This is a genomic window from Roseateles sp. GW821-FHT09G09 (assembly GCF_059415965.1).
Map to the genome: position 1 here is coordinate 84,739 of NZ_JBWKOG010000012.1, position 19,127 is coordinate 103,865.

16 protein-coding genes are annotated in these 19,127 nt (G+C 70.2%); 5 read left to right on the top strand and 11 right to left on the bottom strand.

The features are described from left to right. Positions 1-121 precede the first annotated feature (121 nt). Complete coding sequence (locus tag AC07O8_RS25265; RefSeq protein WP_495050682.1) at positions 122-583, top strand: carboxymuconolactone decarboxylase family protein; 462 nt, start codon at positions 122-124, stop codon at positions 581-583. On the opposite strand, the gene AC07O8_RS25270 is transcribed toward AC07O8_RS25265, so the two are convergent. Next, a complete protein-coding gene (locus AC07O8_RS25270; protein WP_495050683.1) occupies positions 584-1,234 on the bottom strand; it encodes an HD domain-containing protein in 651 nt (216 codons plus the stop codon). It lies immediately after the preceding gene. Between the two features lie 48 nt (positions 1,235-1,282). Here AC07O8_RS25270 and AC07O8_RS25275 point away from each other — a divergent pair, with 48 nt between their 5' ends. Then, positions 1,283-2,200 (top strand): pyridoxal-phosphate dependent enzyme, encoded by a 918-nt coding sequence (locus tag AC07O8_RS25275; protein WP_495050684.1) that lies wholly within the window; start codon positions 1,283-1,285, stop codon positions 2,198-2,200. Here AC07O8_RS25275 and AC07O8_RS25280 read toward each other — a convergent pair whose 3' ends face one another. The 8 genes from AC07O8_RS25280 to AC07O8_RS25315 all read right to left on the bottom strand — a co-directional run bounded on the left by AC07O8_RS25280 (position 2,201) and on the right by AC07O8_RS25315 (position 10,775). Continuing rightward, positions 2,201-2,413, bottom strand: coding sequence for a hypothetical protein (locus AC07O8_RS25280; RefSeq protein WP_495050685.1), 213 nt, complete (start codon positions 2,411-2,413; stop codon positions 2,201-2,203). 36 nt (positions 2,414-2,449) lie between these two features. Next, the gene (locus AC07O8_RS25285) at positions 2,450-2,671 is read right to left on the bottom strand and encodes an AbrB/MazE/SpoVT family DNA-binding domain-containing protein (protein ID WP_495050686.1); all 222 of its coding nucleotides are present in this window, start codon (positions 2,669-2,671) and stop codon (positions 2,450-2,452) included. Next, complete coding sequence (locus AC07O8_RS25290; RefSeq protein ID WP_495050687.1) at positions 2,664-2,867, bottom strand: AbrB/MazE/SpoVT family DNA-binding domain-containing protein; 204 nt, start codon at positions 2,865-2,867, stop codon at positions 2,664-2,666. Before AC07O8_RS25290 ends, AC07O8_RS25285 begins: the two co-directional genes overlap by 8 nt. Positions 2,868-2,982: 115 nt before the next feature. After that, positions 2,983-6,120, bottom strand: coding sequence for an efflux RND transporter permease subunit (locus AC07O8_RS25295; protein WP_495050688.1), 3,138 nt, complete (start codon positions 6,118-6,120; stop codon positions 2,983-2,985). A 10-nt stretch (positions 6,121-6,130) separates the two neighbouring features. After that, positions 6,131-7,570 (bottom strand): efflux RND transporter periplasmic adaptor subunit, encoded by a 1,440-nt coding sequence (locus tag AC07O8_RS25300; protein ID WP_495050689.1) that lies wholly within the window; start codon positions 7,568-7,570, stop codon positions 6,131-6,133. An 8-nt stretch (positions 7,571-7,578) separates the two neighbouring features. Continuing rightward, on the bottom strand, positions 7,579-8,736 hold the full coding sequence (locus AC07O8_RS25305; RefSeq protein ID WP_495050690.1) for a TolC family protein: 1,158 nt from the start codon (positions 8,734-8,736) through the stop codon (positions 7,579-7,581). Positions 8,737-9,188: 452 nt separating this feature from the next. Then, complete coding sequence (locus AC07O8_RS25310; protein WP_495050691.1) at positions 9,189-9,599, bottom strand: hypothetical protein; 411 nt, start codon at positions 9,597-9,599, stop codon at positions 9,189-9,191. 78 nt (positions 9,600-9,677) lie between these two features. Further along, positions 9,678-10,775 carry a beta family protein gene (locus AC07O8_RS25315; protein ID WP_495050692.1) on the bottom strand — a complete coding sequence of 366 codons (1,098 nt, stop codon included), beginning with the start codon at positions 10,773-10,775 and terminating at the stop codon, positions 9,678-9,680. Between the two features lie 282 nt (positions 10,776-11,057). Here AC07O8_RS25315 and AC07O8_RS25320 point away from each other — a divergent pair, with 282 nt between their 5' ends. Further along, positions 11,058-12,221 (top strand): alpha/beta fold hydrolase, encoded by a 1,164-nt coding sequence (locus AC07O8_RS25320; protein ID WP_495050693.1) that lies wholly within the window; start codon positions 11,058-11,060, stop codon positions 12,219-12,221. 164 nt (positions 12,222-12,385) lie between these two features. Here the strand turns inward: AC07O8_RS25320 and AC07O8_RS25325 are convergent, their stop codons facing one another. Continuing rightward, the gene (locus AC07O8_RS25325) at positions 12,386-12,832 is read right to left on the bottom strand and encodes a DUF4148 domain-containing protein (RefSeq protein ID WP_495050694.1); all 447 of its coding nucleotides are present in this window, start codon (positions 12,830-12,832) and stop codon (positions 12,386-12,388) included. A 152-nt stretch (positions 12,833-12,984) separates the two neighbouring features. Here AC07O8_RS25325 and AC07O8_RS25330 point away from each other — a divergent pair, with 152 nt between their 5' ends. Together AC07O8_RS25330 and AC07O8_RS25335 are read left to right on the top strand one after the other, a co-directional pair. Beyond that, the gene (locus AC07O8_RS25330; protein WP_495050695.1) at positions 12,985-13,914 is read left to right on the top strand and encodes an ATP-binding protein; all 930 of its coding nucleotides are present in this window, start codon (positions 12,985-12,987) and stop codon (positions 13,912-13,914) included. Continuing rightward, complete coding sequence (locus AC07O8_RS25335) at positions 13,911-15,236, top strand: 3-oxoacyl-ACP reductase (RefSeq protein ID WP_495050696.1); 1,326 nt, start codon at positions 13,911-13,913, stop codon at positions 15,234-15,236. Before AC07O8_RS25330 ends, AC07O8_RS25335 begins: the two co-directional genes overlap by 4 nt. Positions 15,237-15,303: 67 nt before the next feature. Here the strand turns inward: AC07O8_RS25335 and AC07O8_RS25340 are convergent, their stop codons facing one another. Beyond that, on the bottom strand, positions 15,304-19,050 hold the full coding sequence (locus tag AC07O8_RS25340; RefSeq protein ID WP_495050697.1) for a hypothetical protein: 3,747 nt from the start codon (positions 19,048-19,050) through the stop codon (positions 15,304-15,306). Positions 19,051-19,127: the final 77 nt, after the last annotated feature.

Consider the following 19,127-nt stretch of genomic DNA (forward strand, 5'->3'; position numbering starts at 1 on the left):
ACCACGGCGGGAGAAGAATCCAGTCATCGATCCTGCATCGACATCCCGGAAGCCACCCGTCCCCCAACCCACCATCCCACGGTCCGATCGTCCGATCGCCCGGAATCTCAAGGAGCCCCCCATGTCCCAACGTCTCGACTACAGCCAGATCTCTCCCGCCGGCGTGAAGGCGCTCGGCGGCGTCTACGGTTACGTCGCCCAGAGCGGCCTGCCGCCGGCGCTCGTCGAACTCACCTTCCTGCGGATCTCGCAGATCAACAACTGCGCCTACTGCCTCGACATGCACACGCGGGACCTGCTCAAGAAGGGCGTGCCTGTCGAGAAGCTGGCGCTGGTGCAGGCCTGGCAGGAAGGCGGCGCGCTGTTCGACGCCCGCGAACGCGCGGCGCTGGCCTGGGCCGAGTCCGTCACCCGCGTTGCGACGACCGGCGTGCCCGATGCCGACTACGCCGCGGCGAGCGCGGTGTTCAGCGAGAAGGAGCTCGTCGATCTCACGGTCGCGATCGGCCTCATGAACACCTACAACCGGCTGGCCATCAGCTTCCGCAGCGTGCCGCAGGCCGTGACGCTGGCGGCGCGCTGATCAGCCGATCGCGCGCCGCAGGTTTTCCCGGGCGCGCGCGTCCAGGCGATCGCGCAGCGCGGGCGTGCTGTAGAGCACCGGGCGCTCCAGGAAGGTTCTGAGGATCTGCTTGCGCTTCCTGCGGAACAGGAAGCCCGGCACGTAGGCGTACTCGTCGCGGATCTGGCGCTCGTAGTCGTCGAAGCGCGGACGCTCGGCGCCCAGGATGGCCAGATCGATGTCGACCAGCACCTGCTCGTCGATGCTGGCCGGCACGCCGTCGTGTTTCGTCACCAGCACCAGCTGCCGGACACGATCGGCGACGTCGCGGGTCGCGCCCGCGGCCAGCAGCGCCTCATGCGCCCAGTCGGCGCTGCGCTCCTCGTTGCCGCTGCCCGGCACATCGTAGATCGCGTCATGGAACCAGAGCGCCATCTCGACCTCGGCGGGATGCGCGGCCAGATCGCCCACCTCGTCGAACAACGCGAGGCATTCCTCGAGGTGCTGGCGGGTGTGGTACTTGCGTTGCGGTTCCGCGTAGCGTGCGAGCAGCTCGTCGCGCAGCGCCTGACCGTCCCTTGCGCGGAGGGTGCCGCATGGTGGCGCGTCCGGGTCGGTGACTACGAGCGCGGACCACGCGCGCTGCCAGGATCGTTCGAAGAGAGCGTTCATGTGCGAAGGATGGTAGCGGCTGTCTGAGCCCCAGCTACGATCCCGGTCATGCCCATCCACATCAGCACCCCGACCGTCGAGTCCGACGCGTTCAGCACCCCGGACCAGCGCGTCTGGTTGAAGCTTGAAGCCCTCCAGCCCTGCGGCTCGTTCAAGCTCCGCGGCATCGGCCACGCCTGCGAGGTCCATGCGGCGCGGGGCGCGACCCGGCTGCTGTCGTCCTCGGGCGGCAATGCGGGGATCGCGGTCGCGTATGCGGGCCGCCGCCTCGGATTGCCCGTCGTCGTGATCGTGCCGGAGAGCACCCGCGAATGGCCCAAGACGCTGATCCGCCGTCAGGGCGCGGAGGTCGTCGTGCACGGCAAGAGCTGGATGGAGGCCAACGACCACCTGATGTCGCTGCGCCAGCCGACCGACGCCTTCATCCATCCGTTCGATGATCCGCTCCTGTGGGACGGTCATGCCTCGATGATCACGGAGGCCGCCGCGCAGGCGCCGAAGCCGGACGCGGTGGTGCTCTCCGTCGGCGGCGGCGGGCTGATGAGCGGCGTGTTGCAAGGCATGCACGCGGTGGGATGGCAGGACGTTCCGCTGGTGGCGGCGGAGACCGTCGGCGCCCATTCGCTGAATGCAGCCATCGCCGCGGACGAGTTGGTGACGCTGGACGCGATCACAAGCCTGGCGACCTCGTTGGGCGCTCGACGCGTCAGCGAGGAGGCCTTTGCATGGACGAAGCGGCATCCGGTCGTTGCCACGACGGTGACCGATGCGGAGGCGGTGCAAGCCTGCCTCGACGTGGCCAAGGAGCACCGGTTGATCGTCGAGCCCGCGTGCGGTGCCGCGATCGCTGCGACGCTGCAGCGCGCGGTGCCGGTGCTGCGCGATGCCAGGAACGTGCTGGTGATCCTCTGCGGCGGCGCCGGCGCGACCTATGAGGATCTGCTCGACTGGCGCGCGGCGCGCTGATCACACGACGTCACAAAGCTGCTTTCGGCTCATTCGCCACGCTGGTCTCTGCTCTTCCACCTTGATACTGAGCAGTTGCGCGCCCGGCAAGGCCGAGGCGCGACGATCGAACGTGTGAAGTGGGCCCTGCTCTTCCCATGCCGAAATCCGTGTGTGCATGCAGTCGGCAAGATCCGCATCGCACATCTCGAACTCTGCGAGCGCTTCGACCATCGCAGCGGATCAGGACGTTGGTGTCGACAGCGCCCATCACCGGAACGGACTCATCTGTTCGACGGTGACCGTCTTGCCGTTGCGCGGCTTCAGCATTCCCGCCAGTTCCGCCAACGACGTCGTCTTGGCACGAACAAAGAGGGTGCCGTCGCCGCGGATGAACCAGCGAAACGGGGTGCCAGGCTTTGCCCCCAACTCCTTCAAGATTTCCGCCGGCACCTGCAGGGTGCCCTGCTCGCTCAGAAACGTTTCATGCATCGCATTCTCCATTCAGTGAATCCACGGAATCCGGCTGCGGCGCTTCTTCCGCGACCGGCCTCTTCGACTTCGCAACGACGCGGAGGCTCCCGTCCTCCATCAACTCCCAGACGAAGCGCGTGCCGAGCTTGGCGCCGACGGCCTTCCGGATGTCCTTGGGGACCACGATCCTTCCGTTCATTTCCATCTTCGACATCGGCACACCACTCTCCTTGCGAAGCGATGCAGTCACTCTAGGAAAACGTCGATCCGAGCGCCATGACCTCCCCTTGTGGAGATGGCGTCGGATTCACTTTCGCGAGGCAGCGCCCTCACGCGGATGAGTGGACCTCCCGGCGATACACCCACCGGTACAGCACCGGCAGCACCAGCAAGGTCAGCGCGGTCGAGGACAGGATCCCGCCGATGACCACCGTCGCCAGCGGCCGCTGCACCTCGGCGCCGGTGCCCGTTGCCAGGGCCATCGGCACGAAGCCGAGCGACGCCACCAACGCCGTCATCAGCACCGGCCGCAAGCGCGTCAACGCCCCCTCGTGGATGGCCTCCTCCAACGGGCGGCCCTGCTCCCTCAACTGGCGGATGAAGGAGATCATCACCAGCCCGTTCAGCACGGCCACGCCGCTCAATGCAATGAAGCCCACCGCCGCCGAGATCGACAGCGGGATCCCCCGCATCCACAGCGCCAGCACGCCGCCGGTCAGCGCGAAAGGAATGCCCGAGAACACCAGCAAGCCGTCCCGCGCATTGCCGAACATCGCGAACAGCAGCACGAAGACCAGGCCCAGCGCCAGCGGCACCACGACGCGCAGGCGCTCGCTGGCCGACTGCAGGTTCTCGAACTGGCCGCCCCAGCCCAGCCAGTAACCCGACGGCAGCGCGACCTGCGCGCTCACCGCCTGCTGCGCCTGGGCGACGAACGAGCCCAGGTCCCGACCGCGCACGTTCGCGCTGACGACGACGCGCCGCTTGCCGTCCTCCCGGCTGACCTGGTTCGGCCCCGGCGCCAGCGACAGCGTCGCGACCTCCGACAAGGGCAGGAAACGCACCGCGCCGTCAGACCCCTTGGGCAGCGGCACCGGCAGGCGCTCGATCGCCGCCAGGTCCGTGCGCAGCGCCTCGGGCAGGCGCACGACGATCGCGAAGCGCCGGTCGCCCTCGAACAGCGTGCCCGCCTGCGCGCCGCCCGTCGCCGTCGCGACCAGCTGCTGCACGTCCTGCAGGTTCAGGCCATGACGCCCCGCCTTCTCGCGGTCGATGTCGACGGTGAGCATCGGCAGTCCGGTCGTCTGCTCGACGTTGACCTCGGCCGCGCCCTCGAGTCCTTCCAGCACCGCGGCGATCTTCGCCGCCGCCGCGTTCAGCTGGTCCATGTCGTCGCCGAAGACCTTGACCGCCACGTCCGACCGCACGCCCGAGATCAACTCGTTGAACCGCAGCTGGATCGGCTGCGAGAACTCGTAGTTCTGTCCCGGCAGCGTCGCGAGTTCCGCCTGCACCGCGGCGATCAGCGCGTCGCGCGTGCGGCGCGGCGCCGGCCACTGGTCCTGCGGCTTGAGCATCACGTAGGCGTCCGAGATGTTCGGCGGCATCGGGTCCGCGGCGATCTCGGCCGTGCCGGTGCGCGAGAACACGCGCTCGATCTCCGGGAACTTCTGCTTCAGCCGCGCTTCCATCTGCTGCTGCATCGCCACCGACTGCGACAGGCTGGTGCCGGGCAGCCGCAGCGCCTGCACCGCGAAGTCGCCTTCATTGAGGCTGGGCACGAACTCGCTGCCCAGCCGCGTCGCCAGCAAGGTCGACAGCACCACCGCCACCACGGCGCCGGTGATCACCACCGGCCGCGCGCCCATCGCCCGGACCAGCAGCGGCTCATAGGCGCGGTGCGCCCAGGCCATCAGGCGGCTCTCCTTCTCCTGCACCTTGTCGCCGATGAACAGCGCCACCGCCGCAGGCACGAAGGTGATCGACAGGATCATCGCGCCGAGCAGCGCCATCACCACCGTCACCGCCATCGGATGGAACATCCGTCCCTCCACGCCGGTCAGCGCGAAGATCGGCAGGTAGACCACCATGATGATCAGCTGCCCGAACAGCAGCGGCCGGCGCGCCTCCTGCGCCGCGGCGAAGACCTCGTGGAAGCGCTCGCCGCGCGTCAGCGGCCGGCCCAGCCGCGACTGCGCATGCGCCAGGCGCCGCACGCAGTTCTCGACGATCACGACCGCGCCGTCCACGATGATCCCGAAGTCCAGCGCGCCCAGGCTCATCAGGTTGGCGCTGACCTTCTGACCGACCATGCCGGTGAAGGTGAACAGCATGGACAGCGGGATCACCATCGCCGTCAGCACCGCCGCGCGCAGGTTGCCCAGGAACAGGAAGAGCACGGCGATCACCAGCACCGCGCCCTCGACGAGGTTGCGCTTGACCGTCGCGATGGCCTTGTCCACCAGCACCGTGCGGTCGTAGACGGTGACCACGTGCACGCCCTGAGGCAGCGTGGTCGCGACCTCCTTCATCTTGCGGTCCACCGCCTGCGCGACGCTGCGGCTGTTCTCGCCGATCAGCATGAAGACGGTGCCCAGCACGACCTCGCGGCCGTTGTCGGTGGCCGCGCCGCTGCGCAGCTCCTTGCCGATGCCGACCTGCGCCACGTCGCGCACCCGCACCGGCACGCCGCCGTCGGCACGCAGCACGACGTTGCCGATGTCGGCGAGGTCGCGCAGCTGTCCCGGCGCGCGGATCAGGTACTGCTCGCCGCGGCGTTCGATGTAGCCGGCGCCGACGTTGGCGTTGTTGCGCTCCAGCGCCTGGACCACCTCCGCGAGCGTCAGCCCGTGCGACGACAGCCGCCCGGGATCGGGCGCCACCTCGAACTCCCTGGCGAAGCCGCCGATCGTGTTGACCTCGGTCACGCCCGGCACGTTGCGCAGCTGCGGCTTGACGACCCAGTCCTGGATCTCGCGCAGGTCGATCGGCGTGTAGGGCGTGCCGTCCGCCTTGCGCGCGCCCTCCTCCGCCTCGATGGTCCATTGGTAGATCTCGCCCAGGCCCGTCGACACCGGCCCCATCGCCGGCGTCAGCCCGTCGGGCAGGTGCTCGCGCGCGGCCTGCAGCCGCTCGTTGACCAGCTGGCGCGCGAAGTGGATGTCGGTGCCGTCGCGGAAGATCACCGTCACCTGCGACAGGCCGTAGCGCGACAGCGAGCGCGTCTGCTTCAGCCCCGGCAGGCCCGCCATCGCGGTCTCCACGGGGAAGGTCACGCGCTGCTCCGCCTCCAGCGGCGAGTAGCCCGGCGCGCCGGTGTTGATCTGCACCTGCACGTTGGTGATGTCGGGCACGGCGTCGATGGGCAGCTTCTGGTAGCTGAACACGCCCAGCGCGGCCATGCCGAGCACGGCCGCGAGCACCAGCCATCGATGCTCGATGGCGAATCGGATGATGCGTTCGAACATGTCGTCCCCGTCAGTGCGAATGCGTCGCCGAGCCCTTGCCGGCCTCGGACTTGATGACGAAGGCGTTGACCGCCGCGATCTTCGCGCCGGCCTTCAGGCCGTCGACGATCTCGATGCGCCGGCCGTCGCCGCGGCCGGTCTTCACCGGCTGCGCCGTGAAGCCCTCGGCGGTGCGCACGAAGACGACCTGCCGCTCCTCGAAGACCTGCACCGCGTCCGCCGCGACGGTCACCGGCGCGGATGCCTCGCCCGTCATGACGTCGACGTTGACGAAGAGCCCGGGCCGCCAGGCGCGCTCCGGGTTGGAGAGCGAGATGCGCGCCTGCGCTGTGCGGCTCTGGCCGCCGATCAACGGACCGACGTAGGCGACGGTGCCGTCGGCCGATTGCTCGAAGGCGGCGGACCGCACGACGGCGCGCTCGCCCACGCGCACCTTGGCCAAGTCGCCGGCCGGCACGTCGATGCGCGCCCACACGGTGCGCAGGTCCGACAGGACGAAGACGCTCGCGTCCTCCTTCACCTGCTCGCCCAGCGTCAGGTGCTTCTCCACGACCACGCCGTCGAACGGCGCGCGCAGCTCGAAGCGCGTGAGCGCGCTGCTGCCGCCCGCCTTCACACCCGCCGTCAAACCCGTCATGGCACCCGTCGAGGCACCGATCGCGAGCAGCTTCTGGCGCGCGTTCGCGACGGCGATCTCGGCCTCGCGCAGCGCCTGCTCGGCCACGTCGACGTCCTGCCGGGGAGAGATCTTCTCCTCCCACAGCTTCAGCTCGCGGTCGAAGGTCTTGCGCGCCAGCTGCTCGCGCTTCTGGGCGGCGAGCAGCTCGCTGCGCTGGTCCGACACCTGCGCGCTGGCGATCACCGCCAGCAGATCGCCCTTGCGCACGGACTGCCCGAGCGTCGCGGGCACCGCCTCGACCACGCCGGCCACCCGCGGCACGACGTGCGCGGTGCGGTCCTCGTTGAAGCCGATCTCGCCGGGCAGGCGCGTCGTCGTCCGGATCGTCGCCGGGCCGGCGGTCTCCAGCGCGATCGCGGCGGCCTGGATCTGCGCCGCGGACATCGCGATGACCTCGGGCTCGTTCGCGGCGTGGCCGTGGCCGTCGTCCTTCCCACCGGCATGGCCCGCCGCGTCCCCGCCGGCGTCCTTCGCTCCGTGGCCGTCGGACGCCTGCGTGTCGCCCGGCCTGGCCGCATCGGCGCCAGCGGCGTGCTCGTCCTTGTGCGCCCCCGCGTCCTTCTTTCCGGCGTGACCGTGGTCATCATGCCCGTCCTCAGCGTGCGCACCGTGCTCCCCGTGGCCGCCCTCGGTGGAGGTCGCCGGTCCCCTGGCCAGGAGGGCCGCGCCGCCGCCCAGGCCGAGCGCCACCAGCACCGCGATCGCGATCAGTTGGCGCTTCGGCAGTCCGCGTCCGGCGGACGTCTTGTCGTCTTGCTTGTTGAAATTCATCGTCGTTCTCACGGTTGCTGGGCAGGCGCGCCGAGGCGGCGCTCGAGGTCGGCGTTGGCGCGGTGCGCCTGCGCCAGGGCGTCGAGCCACTGCATCCGCGCCTGCAGCCAGGTGCGCTGCGCGTCGAGCACGTCCAGGAAGCCGAACTTCCCGAGTTCGAAGCCGCGCGTGGCGGCGGTGTAGGCCTCGCGGGCGCCGGGCAGCACGGTGCGCTGCAGCGCGTCGACCTCGTCGGCGCGGGCGGCGAGCTCGTCCGCGGCGCTCAGCACCTCGGCGCGCAGCCGCAGGGATTCGGCCTCGGCGAGTTGTTCGGCGGCCTGGTGGCGCTTGAGCGCCTCGCGTTGTGCGCCCTGGTTGCGATCGAACAGCGGCAGCGGCACGGACACGCCGATCACCGCCTGATTGCGGCCGATCTCCTGCGCGCGTTTCGCGCCGAGCGTCACCGTGACGTCGGGCAGGCGACGCGTGCGTTCGAGTTCGTACGCGGCCTGCGCGCGGTCGACCTCCAGTCGCGCCCGGCGCAGGGCCGGCGCGTCGGCCAGGCGTCGCGCGAGCTCGGCCTCGGCGGGCAAGGCCGGCAGCGACCCCGCGTCGCCATCGACCGCGCCGATCGCGCCCTCGTCGATGCCGACCGCGGCTGCCAGCGCATGACGTGCGGCGAGCCGGTCCGCCTGCGCCTGCCGCCACTCGATGCGCGCGGTGGCCTGCGCGACGCGGGCGCGGGTCTCGTCGATCGGCGACAGCTTGCCTGTGGCGACGCGTCGCGCGGTCGCGTCGGCACCGCCGCCGGCGATGCGCAGCGACTCCTCGGCGGCGACGACCCGCTCCTGCGCGACCAGCGCGGCGAAGAAGGCCTGCACCACGTCCGCGCGCAGCTCGGCGCGCAAGGCTTCCAGTTCGGCCTGCGAGATGTCGCGACCGCGCCGTGCCAGCGCCGTGCGCGCGGCGCGCTGGCCGCCGATCTCGAGCGGCTGGCTCAGCAGCACGGTGACGGTGCGCGTCTCGCGACGCGTGTCCTCCTGCTCGAGCGCGAGCGAGGGATTGGGCGGCAGCGCCGCCTGCTGCACCGCGCCGTCGGCGGCTTCGACCTCGAAGGCGGCCGCGCGCAGCCGTGGATGCGCGGACAGGGCCCGCTCGATGGCGGCGCTCAGCGTCAGAGGTGGCACGGACGCAGACGACCCCGCAGAAGGTGCCGACACCGCAGACGTCGCCGCAGACGTCGCCGCAGATGGCGCCGCAGACGTCGCCGCAGATGGCCCCACAGATGGCGCCGGTGGCGCCGGTGGCGCCGCCGAGGCGGACGGCGGCTCGGCCGTCGCTCGAGTGGCGGGGAGCATGAAGGAAAGCAGTGCCGCGCTGCAAAGCGGCACCAGGAACTTGGGCATCGGAGACTCCGGCGTTGTGCCCGTCGCCGCAGGGGCGGCCGGGCAGGAAGGGGGATCAACGTGGAATCGGCGAGCGCCGGATGCGAGGGTCGTCGTGACTCACGACGGTCCCCGGTCCCCGCAGCGTCGAGTTGGGATGCCCCGCTAGGCGCAAACCGCAGCCATAGCAGCGCTATGGCGAGGATTTGCAACGACGCGGGGCGCCCAACTCGGCGCTGCGTGGCGGTTGCCGATCAGGCGGGGGGCCAGTTGGGCCGCTCTCGGCGGTCGGGGCCGCGAGAGGACCACACGACGGGCGCGGAGCCTGTGGCGGCGGGGCTGGTCACGGCGGGGAGCACGATGGGCGTGCTGGCGACGGGTTGGCTGTGGCCGAGGTGGCAGAAGCCGCAGTCGTCGTCGACGCACGTCAGGGCCTTGTCGGTGGCCTTCCCGGACTTTTCGGCCTTCCCGGCCGTCGAGCCTTCAGGCGACGCCTTCACCCCCGAGCCCGCGCCGTCGCCGTCCGCCGCCTCATGGCGATGCTCATGGTGGCCGACATGGTTCGCCGCGGGATCGACTTCATGCGCGCAATAGGTCGCCGCCACCGCCCAGCTCAGCTGGAGCGGCAGCAGGATCAGCAGGAAGACGGTGAGCCAACGGCGCATGGGGCGCGAGTATAGAGAGCCGCGACGACCCTTCCGTGTCGGCGGGCTTCGCAGCGCCCTGTCCCCCGCCGGCGGTTTTCACGAAGTCTGGCTCGCCACCAGGGGCCTGAGGCCGGCGGCTTCGATCAGCATCTCGTCGACCTGCGTCGCCAGATGCAGATTGACGCGGATGGCCGTCCAGGTTTCGCGGCCGCGCGCGAAGACCCGCCCGTTGGACGCCTCCTGGATCTCGTGCTCGCCCCACAGGCCGCGCTCGCCGAACGACGGCGCCGCCGCGACGATGGCCTCCGCGGCCTCGCGGCTGGCGTCGTCCGGACTCGCCCGTCGGCGACGCTCGAAGCGCCAGGCGCCCTGCCACGGGTAATCGATGCGCACGTGCCCGGTCGGCAGCTCCGTGCCGGGCTCGCTCGGCGCGTGGATCGCCCCATGATCCCCGTACCCGACGAGGGCCAGGCCGCCCAGGCGCCGATGCAGCTCGCGCTCGAGGATCGCGAGGCGGCCCGAACGGGGCGTGTCCTCCGGCAAGGTCGGCCCCAGCCATTGCGCCGTGGCGGGGAAGCTGTTGCCCATGACCACGACCCGCAGTCCCGGCCACCGCTTGCGCCAGCGCGCGAGCAGGTCGCGACCCGTGCCGGCGCAGCCGAGCAGCCATTCGCGCTCGGTGCCGAAGTCCAGCACGACCAGCGCGCGGCGCGGCGCCTCGAGCCCATCCAGCGCGCGCTCGACGATGGTCGCCGACGGCGCCACGCCGCGCAGCCGGAACAGCACCTGCCCGAACTCGCGCTCGATCGCGGCGGCCTGCAGCGCGATGGCGCGTTCGCTGGCCCCGTCCGGCATCAGCACGACCGGCACGGCGTTGCGGTGCGCCTGGGCGAACTCGCGCCAGGTGCGGAAGCCCTGTGACGGATCGGCCAGCCGGCGCCAGGCCAGCGCATGGTCGAGCGGCACGCGGCCCAGGTCGATGAAATGCGGCAGCTCCTGCATCGCCTCGCCCGCCTGCTGCGCGGCGCGGCGGAAATCCACCACGTCCGGCCGGCGCTGCAGCGCCGTCAGCGTGATCAGCGGCAGGGTCAGGCGCTTGCGCCCGCGATCGAGCTCGCGCAGCGCGCGCAGCTCGGCGGGCAGCGTCTGCAGCGACGGAAAATAGACAACCTTGTCCAGCAAGACCCCGTTCATCGACACCTCCTGCGGGCCCGGGCCCGAATCCGGACGCCCCGCGCGCCCGTTGCCGGCAGGCTAGAAAGGATGCGGATGGAAAGCCAGAGGCCGCTTTGACCGATGTCAGAGATCGGGCGGGTCCTCCCCTCTTTCTTTCCTCTTTTTTCCTCTTTTGTATGCCCCTGTATCCGCGATCGCGCGCGTGACACCGGCATGCCAATCCGGTTCGATATCGACAAGGCGGAGATACATCGCGGACGTCCACTGCGGAGGTCGCCACCACACACACGGAGATCCCCGATGACCGACCGCAACGACAAGACCGGCACGCGCGATGCGCCCGGCGGATTCGACACGATTTCAACGAGCCGGGACGCCACGACGGGCGCTGCCGGCGCCGCGCTGCCCCGTCGCCGGTTCCTCCGGCTGGGTGCGTCGCTCGGGGCCGCGACGGCCGTGGCAGGCCTGCCGCTGGGTGGCCTGCTGCCGTCCGCCGCATGGGCCGCACCGATCGCGCCGTCCGTGCCGATCGCGCCCGCCGAAGGACCAGCCATCACGATCGCGCCGTCCTTCGGCAGGCTCAAGCACATCGACGCCGGGGACCTTCGCGTCGGTTACGTCGAGGCGGGTCCGGCCGACGGTCCGCCCGTGCTGCTGCTGCATGGCTGGCCCTACGACGTCCATACCTACGAGGGCGTCGCGCCGCTGCTCGCGGCGGCCGGCTACCGCGTCATCGTCCCCTATGCCCGCGGCTATGGCACGACGCGTTTCCTGTCCGCCGACACGCCGCGCAATGGCCAGCAAGGCGCGCTGGCGCGCGATGCGATCGCGCTGATGGACGCGCTGCGCCTCCCGAAGGCGATCGTCGGCGGCTGCGACTGGGGCGCGCGCACGGCGGGCATCCTCGCCGCGTTGTGGCCGGAGCGCTGCCACGCGCTGGTGTCCGTCAGCGGCTACCTGCTGGTCGATCGAAAGGTCAACGCGCAGCCGCTGCCGCCGGCGGCCGAGCTGCAGTGGTGGTACCAGTACTACTTCGCCACCGAACGCGGTCGACTGGGCTACGAGAAATACCGCGCCGAGTTCTCGAAGCTGATCTGGCAGCTCGCCTCGCCGCAATGGCGCTTCGACGACGCGACCTTCGCGCGCAGCGCCGCGGCCTTCGACAACCCGGATCACGTCGCGATCGTGGTCCACAACTACCGCTGGCGCCTCGGCCTGGCCGAGGGTGAATCGCGCTTCGACTCGGTGGAGGCGCGCGTCGGCGCGGCGCCCGACATCACGATCCCCGCGATCACCCTGGAAGGCGATGCCAACGGCGCGCCCCATCCCCCGCCGTCCGCCTACCGCCGCAGGTTCACGGCCAGCTACGCGCATCGCGACCTCACTGGCGGCATCGGCCACAACCTGCCGCAGGAAGCGCCGAAGGCCTTCGCGCAGGCGATCCTCGACGTCACGCGGCTGTGAAAGCAAAGCGGGGTTCCCTCATGGGAACCCCGTTGCTCGAAGTCGGATGACCCTCACTGCAAGGTCAGGTCATCCCGCGTCCGTCGTCCGGCCCGTCAGGTCGGCACTGTCCCGCCTCGATCCGACGAGCGGATCGTCGCGGCCGGTGCCGGGCATCGGAGCGATCAACGACGGTACGAATGCGCCGCCTCGAACTCCGGCGCATAACCCTGCTCGCTCCAGGCGCGGTCCAGCGACCCATCGGCGCGAGCCTGCTCCAACTCGTCCATCACCTGGGCACGCGTCTTGCCGCCCGCGGCAGGTGCGGCGAACTGCAACTGCGTGCTGGTGTCGGCGGACATGCCCACCGTCACGTCGGCATCGGCCTGGTGATTCGAGTACTGCACGTCCATGCCCTTGGCTTCGTCGAAGTCCGGGGCGTAGCTGTGTTCACCCTGCAGCTTGTCGAGGCTGCCGTCCATGCGCGCGGCTTCCAGTTCCGCGATCACCTGATCGCGCGACTTGGGGCCGGACACGACCTGCTCCTCGACTTGTGCGAAGGCCGGGACGGCAAGTGCGACCGCCAGTGCGGCGGCGCCCATCGGAAGGGAAAGCTTCTTGAAGTTGGTCATGATCAAACTCCTTCGGTTGAAAGTGGTCCTGCACGCGGGATCGGTCGGTACGTCGAGCCATCGCTCATTGAAAGACCTGTCCTGCTGCGTCGGCGCGCGTTTCAAACGCCTTGATGCCTACTCTAGGCGCACGACACCGACATGAGGCGGACATGCGGATGACCGTTTTGTCATCGTTGCGCAGTGCGGGCGGACTGCTGCGCGCGCTGCGTCAGCGCGTCGACCGCTTGACGGCGATGCTGGAGCGCCAGCGGCGCTCGCAGGCGCAGGTGGAGGCCTTCAGCGCCAACGTCGCGCACGAGCTGCGCACGCCGCTCGCCACGCTGATCACGGGCATCGAACTCACGATCCGCGAGGGCGGGCTGACGCACGAGGCCAGCGACCGCCTCGGTGCGAATCTCGAGGAGCTCCGGCGCATGCAGGGCATCGTGGGGGACATGCTGTTCCTGTCGCGGGCCTACGGCGGTCGGCGAGCACCCCGCGCGCGGGTCGACAGCCTCGCCGCGCTGGCGGCCGAGGTCGCCGAATACCACGAGGCGGCCATCGAGGCAGCCGGCCTCTCGCTGCGCATCGAGGGCGAGGCGGCCGGTGACTTCGACGCCGGGCTGCTCAAGCGCGCGTTGTCGAACCTGATCGCCAACGCGACGCGTTATGCCAGCGCCGGCAGCGTGTTGCGCGTGGGCATCGAGGGCGCGCGTTCTGGACAGGTCCGGCTGTGGGTCGCGAACACGGGGCCGGTCATTGCTGCCGAACGGTTGCCGCGTTTGTTCGATCGCTTCTATCGCGCCGAGTCACTGGATCCCGCGACCGTCACGGGCGCCGTGGATGCGATGAACGCAGGACATCTCGCGACGGCAGAGGACCACCTCGGCCTGGGGCTGTCGATCGTCGACGCGATCGCGCGCATGCACGGCGGCGCGCCCTTCGCGCGATCGGACGAACGGGAGACGCGCATCGGGTTGACGTTGAGCGGCGGCACGTCCGGGCGCGCCTACACTGCGCGCCGTTCGCAGCCCTCGCCCGCGGCGTTGCCGACGCCGACGACCTTGCCGCCCACCCTGCCCCCCACCCTGCCTCCATGACCGATCGCCTGCTCTCCTTCGTCCAGCATCCCCTCGGACGTCGCATCGCGCGCTGGTTGAATCTGCCGCAGCCGGTGCCGTTGGCACGTCTGCACGAGGCCTGGACGGACGCGGAACTCGCCGGCCGGTCCGTGCTCGCGATCGCGCCGGGCAGCACGGCGCCGCTGCCGTCGCTGCTGGCGGCGATCGTCGATCAGGGCGGTGTGCCGAGCGGCGACGGCCCGGTGCGCACGCTGGTGATCGACGCGACCGGTTGTCACGACATCGCGGCGCTGCGTGCGTTGTTCGAGCAGGCGCAACTCGCGATGAGCCGTCTGGCGCCAAGCGGGCGCGTCCTGGCCCTGACGTCCGCCGGCGTCATGAGCGCCGCGGAAGCGGCCTGCCTGCATGCGGTGCAGGGCTTTGTCCGCGCGCTGGCCAAGGAAGTCGGCCGGCGCGGCGCGACGGCCAACGCGCTCGTGCTGCAGGAAGGCGCGGCCTCGACGGCCTCGCTGGCGGGCGCGCTGCGCTTCTTCGGCACGGATCGCTCGGCCTATGTGTCGGGCCAGGTGCTGGCCTGGCGCAAGGACCTCGTCGCGGCGGTCGACGACGACGAGCGCGTGCCGGCGGCGATCGTCACGGGCGCGGCGGGCGGCATCGGCGCGGCCACGGCCCGCCGTCTGGCGCGGGACGGGATGCGCGTGCTGTGCGTCGACGTGCCGGCGGCCCGCCAGCCGCTGGAGGCGCTGGTCCGCGAGATCGGCGGCTCGCTGCTGGCGGCGGACCTGACCGCGCCGGGTGCCGCTGATGAGCTCGTCGATGCCGCCCGGCGGCTGCAGGGCGTGGACGTGCTCGTGCACAACGCCGGGATCACGCGCGACCGGACGCTGGCGCGCATGTCCGCGGCGGAGTGGGACGCGGTGATGGCGCTGAACCTCGCCGCGATCCTCGCGATCGACGCGCGACTGGACGAGGCCGGGCTGTTCAACGCCGGTGCGCGCGAGGTCTGCCTGTCATCGATCAGCGGCATCGCGGGCAATGCCGGCCAGACCAACTACAGCGCGACCAAGGCCGCGCTGATCGGTTATGTGGGCGCGCGGGCGGCGACGCTCGATCAACGCGGCGGCACGATCAACGCCGTCGCGCCGGGATTCATCGAGACCGCGATGACGCGCCGCATGCCGCTGATGGTGCGCGAGGCCGGGAGGCGCTTGAACTCGCTCAAGCAGGGCGGCACGCCGGCGGACGTCGCGGAGGCGATCGCCTTCCTGGCGTCGCCGGGCGCGCACCCGCTCACGGGTCAGGTCTTGCGGGTCTGCGGACAGTCGCTGCTGGGCGCCTGACGGGATGCACGGCGGGATGCATGGCGGCGAACTGCCCCGTCCGCGGCACGGGTGGGCCTGACGGGCGTCAGACCGCCAGGATAGGCGGCGGGACCGAGGCGAGCAACGTCGACAAGGCCAGTTCGCTGCCGTCGTGCAACAGGAAGCGTTCCACCGGGCGTCCGGATCCCCGGTACCAATCCCGGAGCGTCACGCTGCTTCTTTCGTCGATGTCGATCACGAGGTCCTGCCCCGAGGTGCGCGCCTTGAGCTGCGAGGCCACGATGCCGTCGCCGAACCGGACGCTGTCCTGACCACCCGAGGACGTGTCGTCCTCGACGATCGTGTCGGCGCCGCCGCCCAGGACGATCTCGTAGACGTCGTTGCCGGCGCCTCCGGTGAACACGTTGTTCTTGCCGTCACCCCGGAACCGGTCGGCCATGTCCGTGCCCACGACATGTTCGACGCTCGTGAGCTGGTCCGCCCCCCAGGCCCAGTGGACCAGCCCCTGATCCAGCAGCGCCACGATGCCCGGGTCGGCCATGCCCTCCGGGGCGATCACCCGCGAATAGTCGACCGTGTCCTGGCCCAGGCCGCCGTCGATGCGCTTGTCGTCCGCTGCCGGCGGCGGCTGGAACGCGTGCTGGACGATGATCAGATCGTTGCCGGGTCCGCCCTTGACCCGGTCCCGGCCCGTGCCCGTGATGATCCTGTCGTCGCCGCGCCCTCCCCTCAGGACGTCATCGCCCGCTCCTCCGTCCAAGCTGTCATCGCCCGCACGGCCGATCAGCCGGTCCCGGCCGGCGCTCCCCGTGAACTCGTCGGTCCGGTCGGTGCCCTCGGTCGTCTGCAGCGATCGCCGAACACGTGACGCGGCATCGCCCTGCCCCGAGTCGACGCTGTGCGTGATCTGGCTGCGACGAAGCAGCTCTGTCGCATCCCATTGCAGGCGCGGACGGGTCTGCTCGGAATCCTGCAGCACCACGCGCTCGATCGCGCCGGTGCCATCCGCCTTGAAATGCCCTTCGACCCGGATCGATCCGGCGGGGCCGAGATCGAGCATCAGATCGTCACCGAGGCGGCTGATCGTGGGCGCTGAATGGCTCCCGAGCAGTCGGATGATGTCCGGCCCGTCTCCGGCTTCGCCCGCTTCGAGGATCACGTCGTGGCCGTCGCCGGGGGCATGGAGATAAACGTCCCCGCCGCTTCCGCCCATGAGCCGGTCGTCGCCGCGCCCGCCCTCCAGCAGATCCCGACCCGGGCCGCCGTCGAGGATGTCGTCGTCGCTTTCCGTGTGCAGCTCGCCCGCGTACGCGTCGGGCCGCGACGTCCACGGGTGCGTGCCCGCCAGCAGCTGCGCGTAGGTGAGCCCGTCCAGTCCTGCCACGGCGATCGCCGCAAGCTCCGCGTCGGCGCCGACCGGGTCGCCGCCATGAAGACGATCGTCGCCCTCGCCGCCGGTCAGATGATCGTTGCCGCTGCCGCCAAAGAGCACGTCGTCGCCGAGATCGCCGAAGAGCCTGTCGCTCGCACCCTGGCCATACAAACGGTCGTCGCCCTCTCCGCCATGCAGGCTGTCCGCGCCATGCTCTCGCGGATCACTCAAGGCGTCGTCACCGAACAGCACATCGTCGCCGGACTCCCCTTCGAGCACGTCATCGCCGCCATTGCCGAACAGCAGATCGTCGCCAGGGCCGCCGGAGAGATGGTCTCTCCCATGGTCCCCGACAGTCCGCAGGGCCAGCGCTGCGAGGTTGTCGCCGCTCAGCACGTCGTCGCCGTCCCCACCCAGCAGGCGATCGTCGCCGCCGTCGCCGTACATCACATCGTCGCCGTTGCCACCGGACAAATGATCGGCACCGCCGGCCGACATGATCCAGTCCGCACCCTTTCCACCGCGCAAGGTGTCGCCGCCATCGCCGGCAGCACCGGCCGCCGTCGGGTGGACGACGTGCAAGCGCACGGACGGCAGCCAGGGTTGGCCGGTGGGGAGGTCGTGCGTGGCCCTGTAAACGTTGATCTTCCCGTATTGGCGATTGCTGGCGGCCCGAGTCGGCCAGCCCGTGGTCCAGCCGTGTGTCTCGGACCAGACCGCCATGTCCGTCTCCGCGGGGCTGCCACCGCCGTGCCAGACCAGTTCATGTCCCGACAGCAGGATGTCGTCGCCGCTGCCGCCATCGGCGTCGAGTGCCCAAGCCGCCCCGCCGATCACGACGTCCCGCCCGCCACGGGCATTGACGATGGTGGGGCGATCCTGGGTGCGGATCAGGTTGTCCTTGTCGTCGAGTTCGAAGTGATCGATGGGGTCGGTCGTCACGGCGTCGAGGCCGGGGTACCACATGGGGTAGTCGACGGACGACCGCCAGATCCCAGGTTTCAATGCCGGGATCGTCGCTGGTGGCACGTTGCGGACGTGCGCATTCGGATCGGCCCGGCGCAGGACGTCGTCGGCACTCAGCACGATCGTTGGCACGGCGTGGCTGTAGAACTCGAATCGCTCGATGGCAGTCCCGCCCGTGGCAGCGAACTGCTGCGCGATGCGCAGGCTGTGCTCCCTATTCCAGGACACGAGCAGGTCGTCGCCCTCGCGCTGGAAGGTCATGCCGGTGGCGTCCTTGTGACCCGTGAACCGGACGACGTCGCCGGTCGACGAGTTCCCATCGGATTCCCACACGACGTCATCGCGGGTGTCGAACGGAATCAGATAGAGGTCATCGCCGGGTCCGCCCTTCAGAAGGTCTCTCCCGCGACCCGCCTCCAACACGTCATTGCCCGCGCCTCCATCCAGGTGGTTCTCATGGTCCCAATCCAGGGACGGCTGGTGATCCGCCCTCGGCGGCAGCGGACGGTCCTGGCGCGCTTCCGACGTCACGGCGCGGACCATGACCGCGCGCGCTTCGCTGTCCTCGTGATGGGACCACCAGGAAGGGGCATAGGCGTAAAGCCGATCGTCGCCATCGCCGCCCAGAAGGGTGTCGCTGCCCGCTCCCCCGACCAGCACGTCGTTGCCTGGGCCGCCTTCCAGAAGGTCATCACCGCCGTGACCGAAGAGGCGGTCGTCGCCCTCGCCGCCACGCAGGATATCCGCCTGTTGGGAGGCGTACTCGACGTAGGGATCGTCGCCGTGCAGCACGTCGTCGCCGGCACCGCCATCGAGTTCATCCTTGCCGCCGTTGCCGAACAGCCAGTCGTCCCCGTCGCCGCCAAAGAGTGTGTCGTCCCCGCCGGCCTCTCCCAGGTTGTCGCCGCTCATGATGTCGTGGCCGCCGCCACCGTCCAACCAGTCGTCGCCCGCCTCGCCGTACATCACGTCGTTGCCGGAACCGCCTTTCAGGACGTCGTTGCCGCAGCCGGACAAGAGCCAGTCCGCACCTGCCTCCCCGTAAAACCGGTCGGAGACGGCACGTCCCACTTCATGCACGCCATGGACGACGTGCAACAGCAGCTGTCCCTCCGTGTGGTTCTCGTCCCCCAGAAGGCGCTCTTCGACACTGACTTCTGGTTGGACGAACCTCGTCTGGACGTAGGAGAGAAATCGTCGGGCGATTCTTTCGCGATCGCCCAGCAGGATGTCGTCACCGGCACCACCGGCAACCTCGCCGTCCTCCCAGCTGGTGACGAAGACGTCGTCGCCCTTCCCGAGGCGTTGGCGCGTTGGCTTGGCGTTGTCGCCCGTTCCGGAGTCAGTCACCTTGTCCAAGCTCGATACCTCAAAAATGAATGGCCCGACGGCTGTCGCGCAGCGCCACTTGGTATCGATGGGGAAGGTGCGTGCACCCGTAAAACCGCTTTCCACGTCCCGTGGACCCGACGCATGCGCGCGCACCTTGATCACGACAAGGGCGGTTGCCGCGCGACGCGGTGTGGGGATTCGAAGGAGACGCCGGGGTGCCAGGCGCAACCCCGGCGGGT

Excerpts from the sequence above, each read along its gene's own strand:
- AC07O8_RS25265 (WP_495050682.1), top strand. The coding sequence starts at position 122 with ATGTCCCAACGTCTCGACTACAGCCAGATCTCTCCCGCCGGCGTGAAG.
- AC07O8_RS25270 (WP_495050683.1), bottom strand. The coding sequence starts at position 1,234 with ATGAACGCTCTCTTCGAACGATCCTGGCAGCGCGCGTGGTCCGCGCTC.
- AC07O8_RS25275 (WP_495050684.1), top strand. The coding sequence starts at position 1,283 with ATGCCCATCCACATCAGCACCCCGACCGTCGAGTCCGACGCGTTCAGC.
- AC07O8_RS25280 (WP_495050685.1), bottom strand. The coding sequence starts at position 2,413 with ATGGTCGAAGCGCTCGCAGAGTTCGAGATGTGCGATGCGGATCTTGCC.
- AC07O8_RS25285 (WP_495050686.1), bottom strand. The coding sequence starts at position 2,671 with ATGCATGAAACGTTTCTGAGCGAGCAGGGCACCCTGCAGGTGCCGGCG.
- AC07O8_RS25290 (WP_495050687.1), bottom strand. The coding sequence starts at position 2,867 with ATGTCGAAGATGGAAATGAACGGAAGGATCGTGGTCCCCAAGGACATC.
- AC07O8_RS25295 (WP_495050688.1), bottom strand. The coding sequence starts at position 6,120 with ATGTTCGAACGCATCATCCGATTCGCCATCGAGCATCGATGGCTGGTG.
- AC07O8_RS25300 (WP_495050689.1), bottom strand. The coding sequence starts at position 7,570 with ATGAATTTCAACAAGCAAGACGACAAGACGTCCGCCGGACGCGGACTG.
- AC07O8_RS25310 (WP_495050691.1), bottom strand. The coding sequence starts at position 9,599 with ATGCGCCGTTGGCTCACCGTCTTCCTGCTGATCCTGCTGCCGCTCCAG.
- AC07O8_RS25315 (WP_495050692.1), bottom strand. The coding sequence starts at position 10,775 with ATGAACGGGGTCTTGCTGGACAAGGTTGTCTATTTTCCGTCGCTGCAG.
- AC07O8_RS25320 (WP_495050693.1), top strand. The coding sequence starts at position 11,058 with ATGACCGACCGCAACGACAAGACCGGCACGCGCGATGCGCCCGGCGGA.
- AC07O8_RS25325 (WP_495050694.1), bottom strand. The coding sequence starts at position 12,832 with ATGACCAACTTCAAGAAGCTTTCCCTTCCGATGGGCGCCGCCGCACTG.
- AC07O8_RS25330 (WP_495050695.1), top strand. The coding sequence starts at position 12,985 with ATGCGGATGACCGTTTTGTCATCGTTGCGCAGTGCGGGCGGACTGCTG.
- AC07O8_RS25335 (WP_495050696.1), top strand. The coding sequence starts at position 13,911 with ATGACCGATCGCCTGCTCTCCTTCGTCCAGCATCCCCTCGGACGTCGC.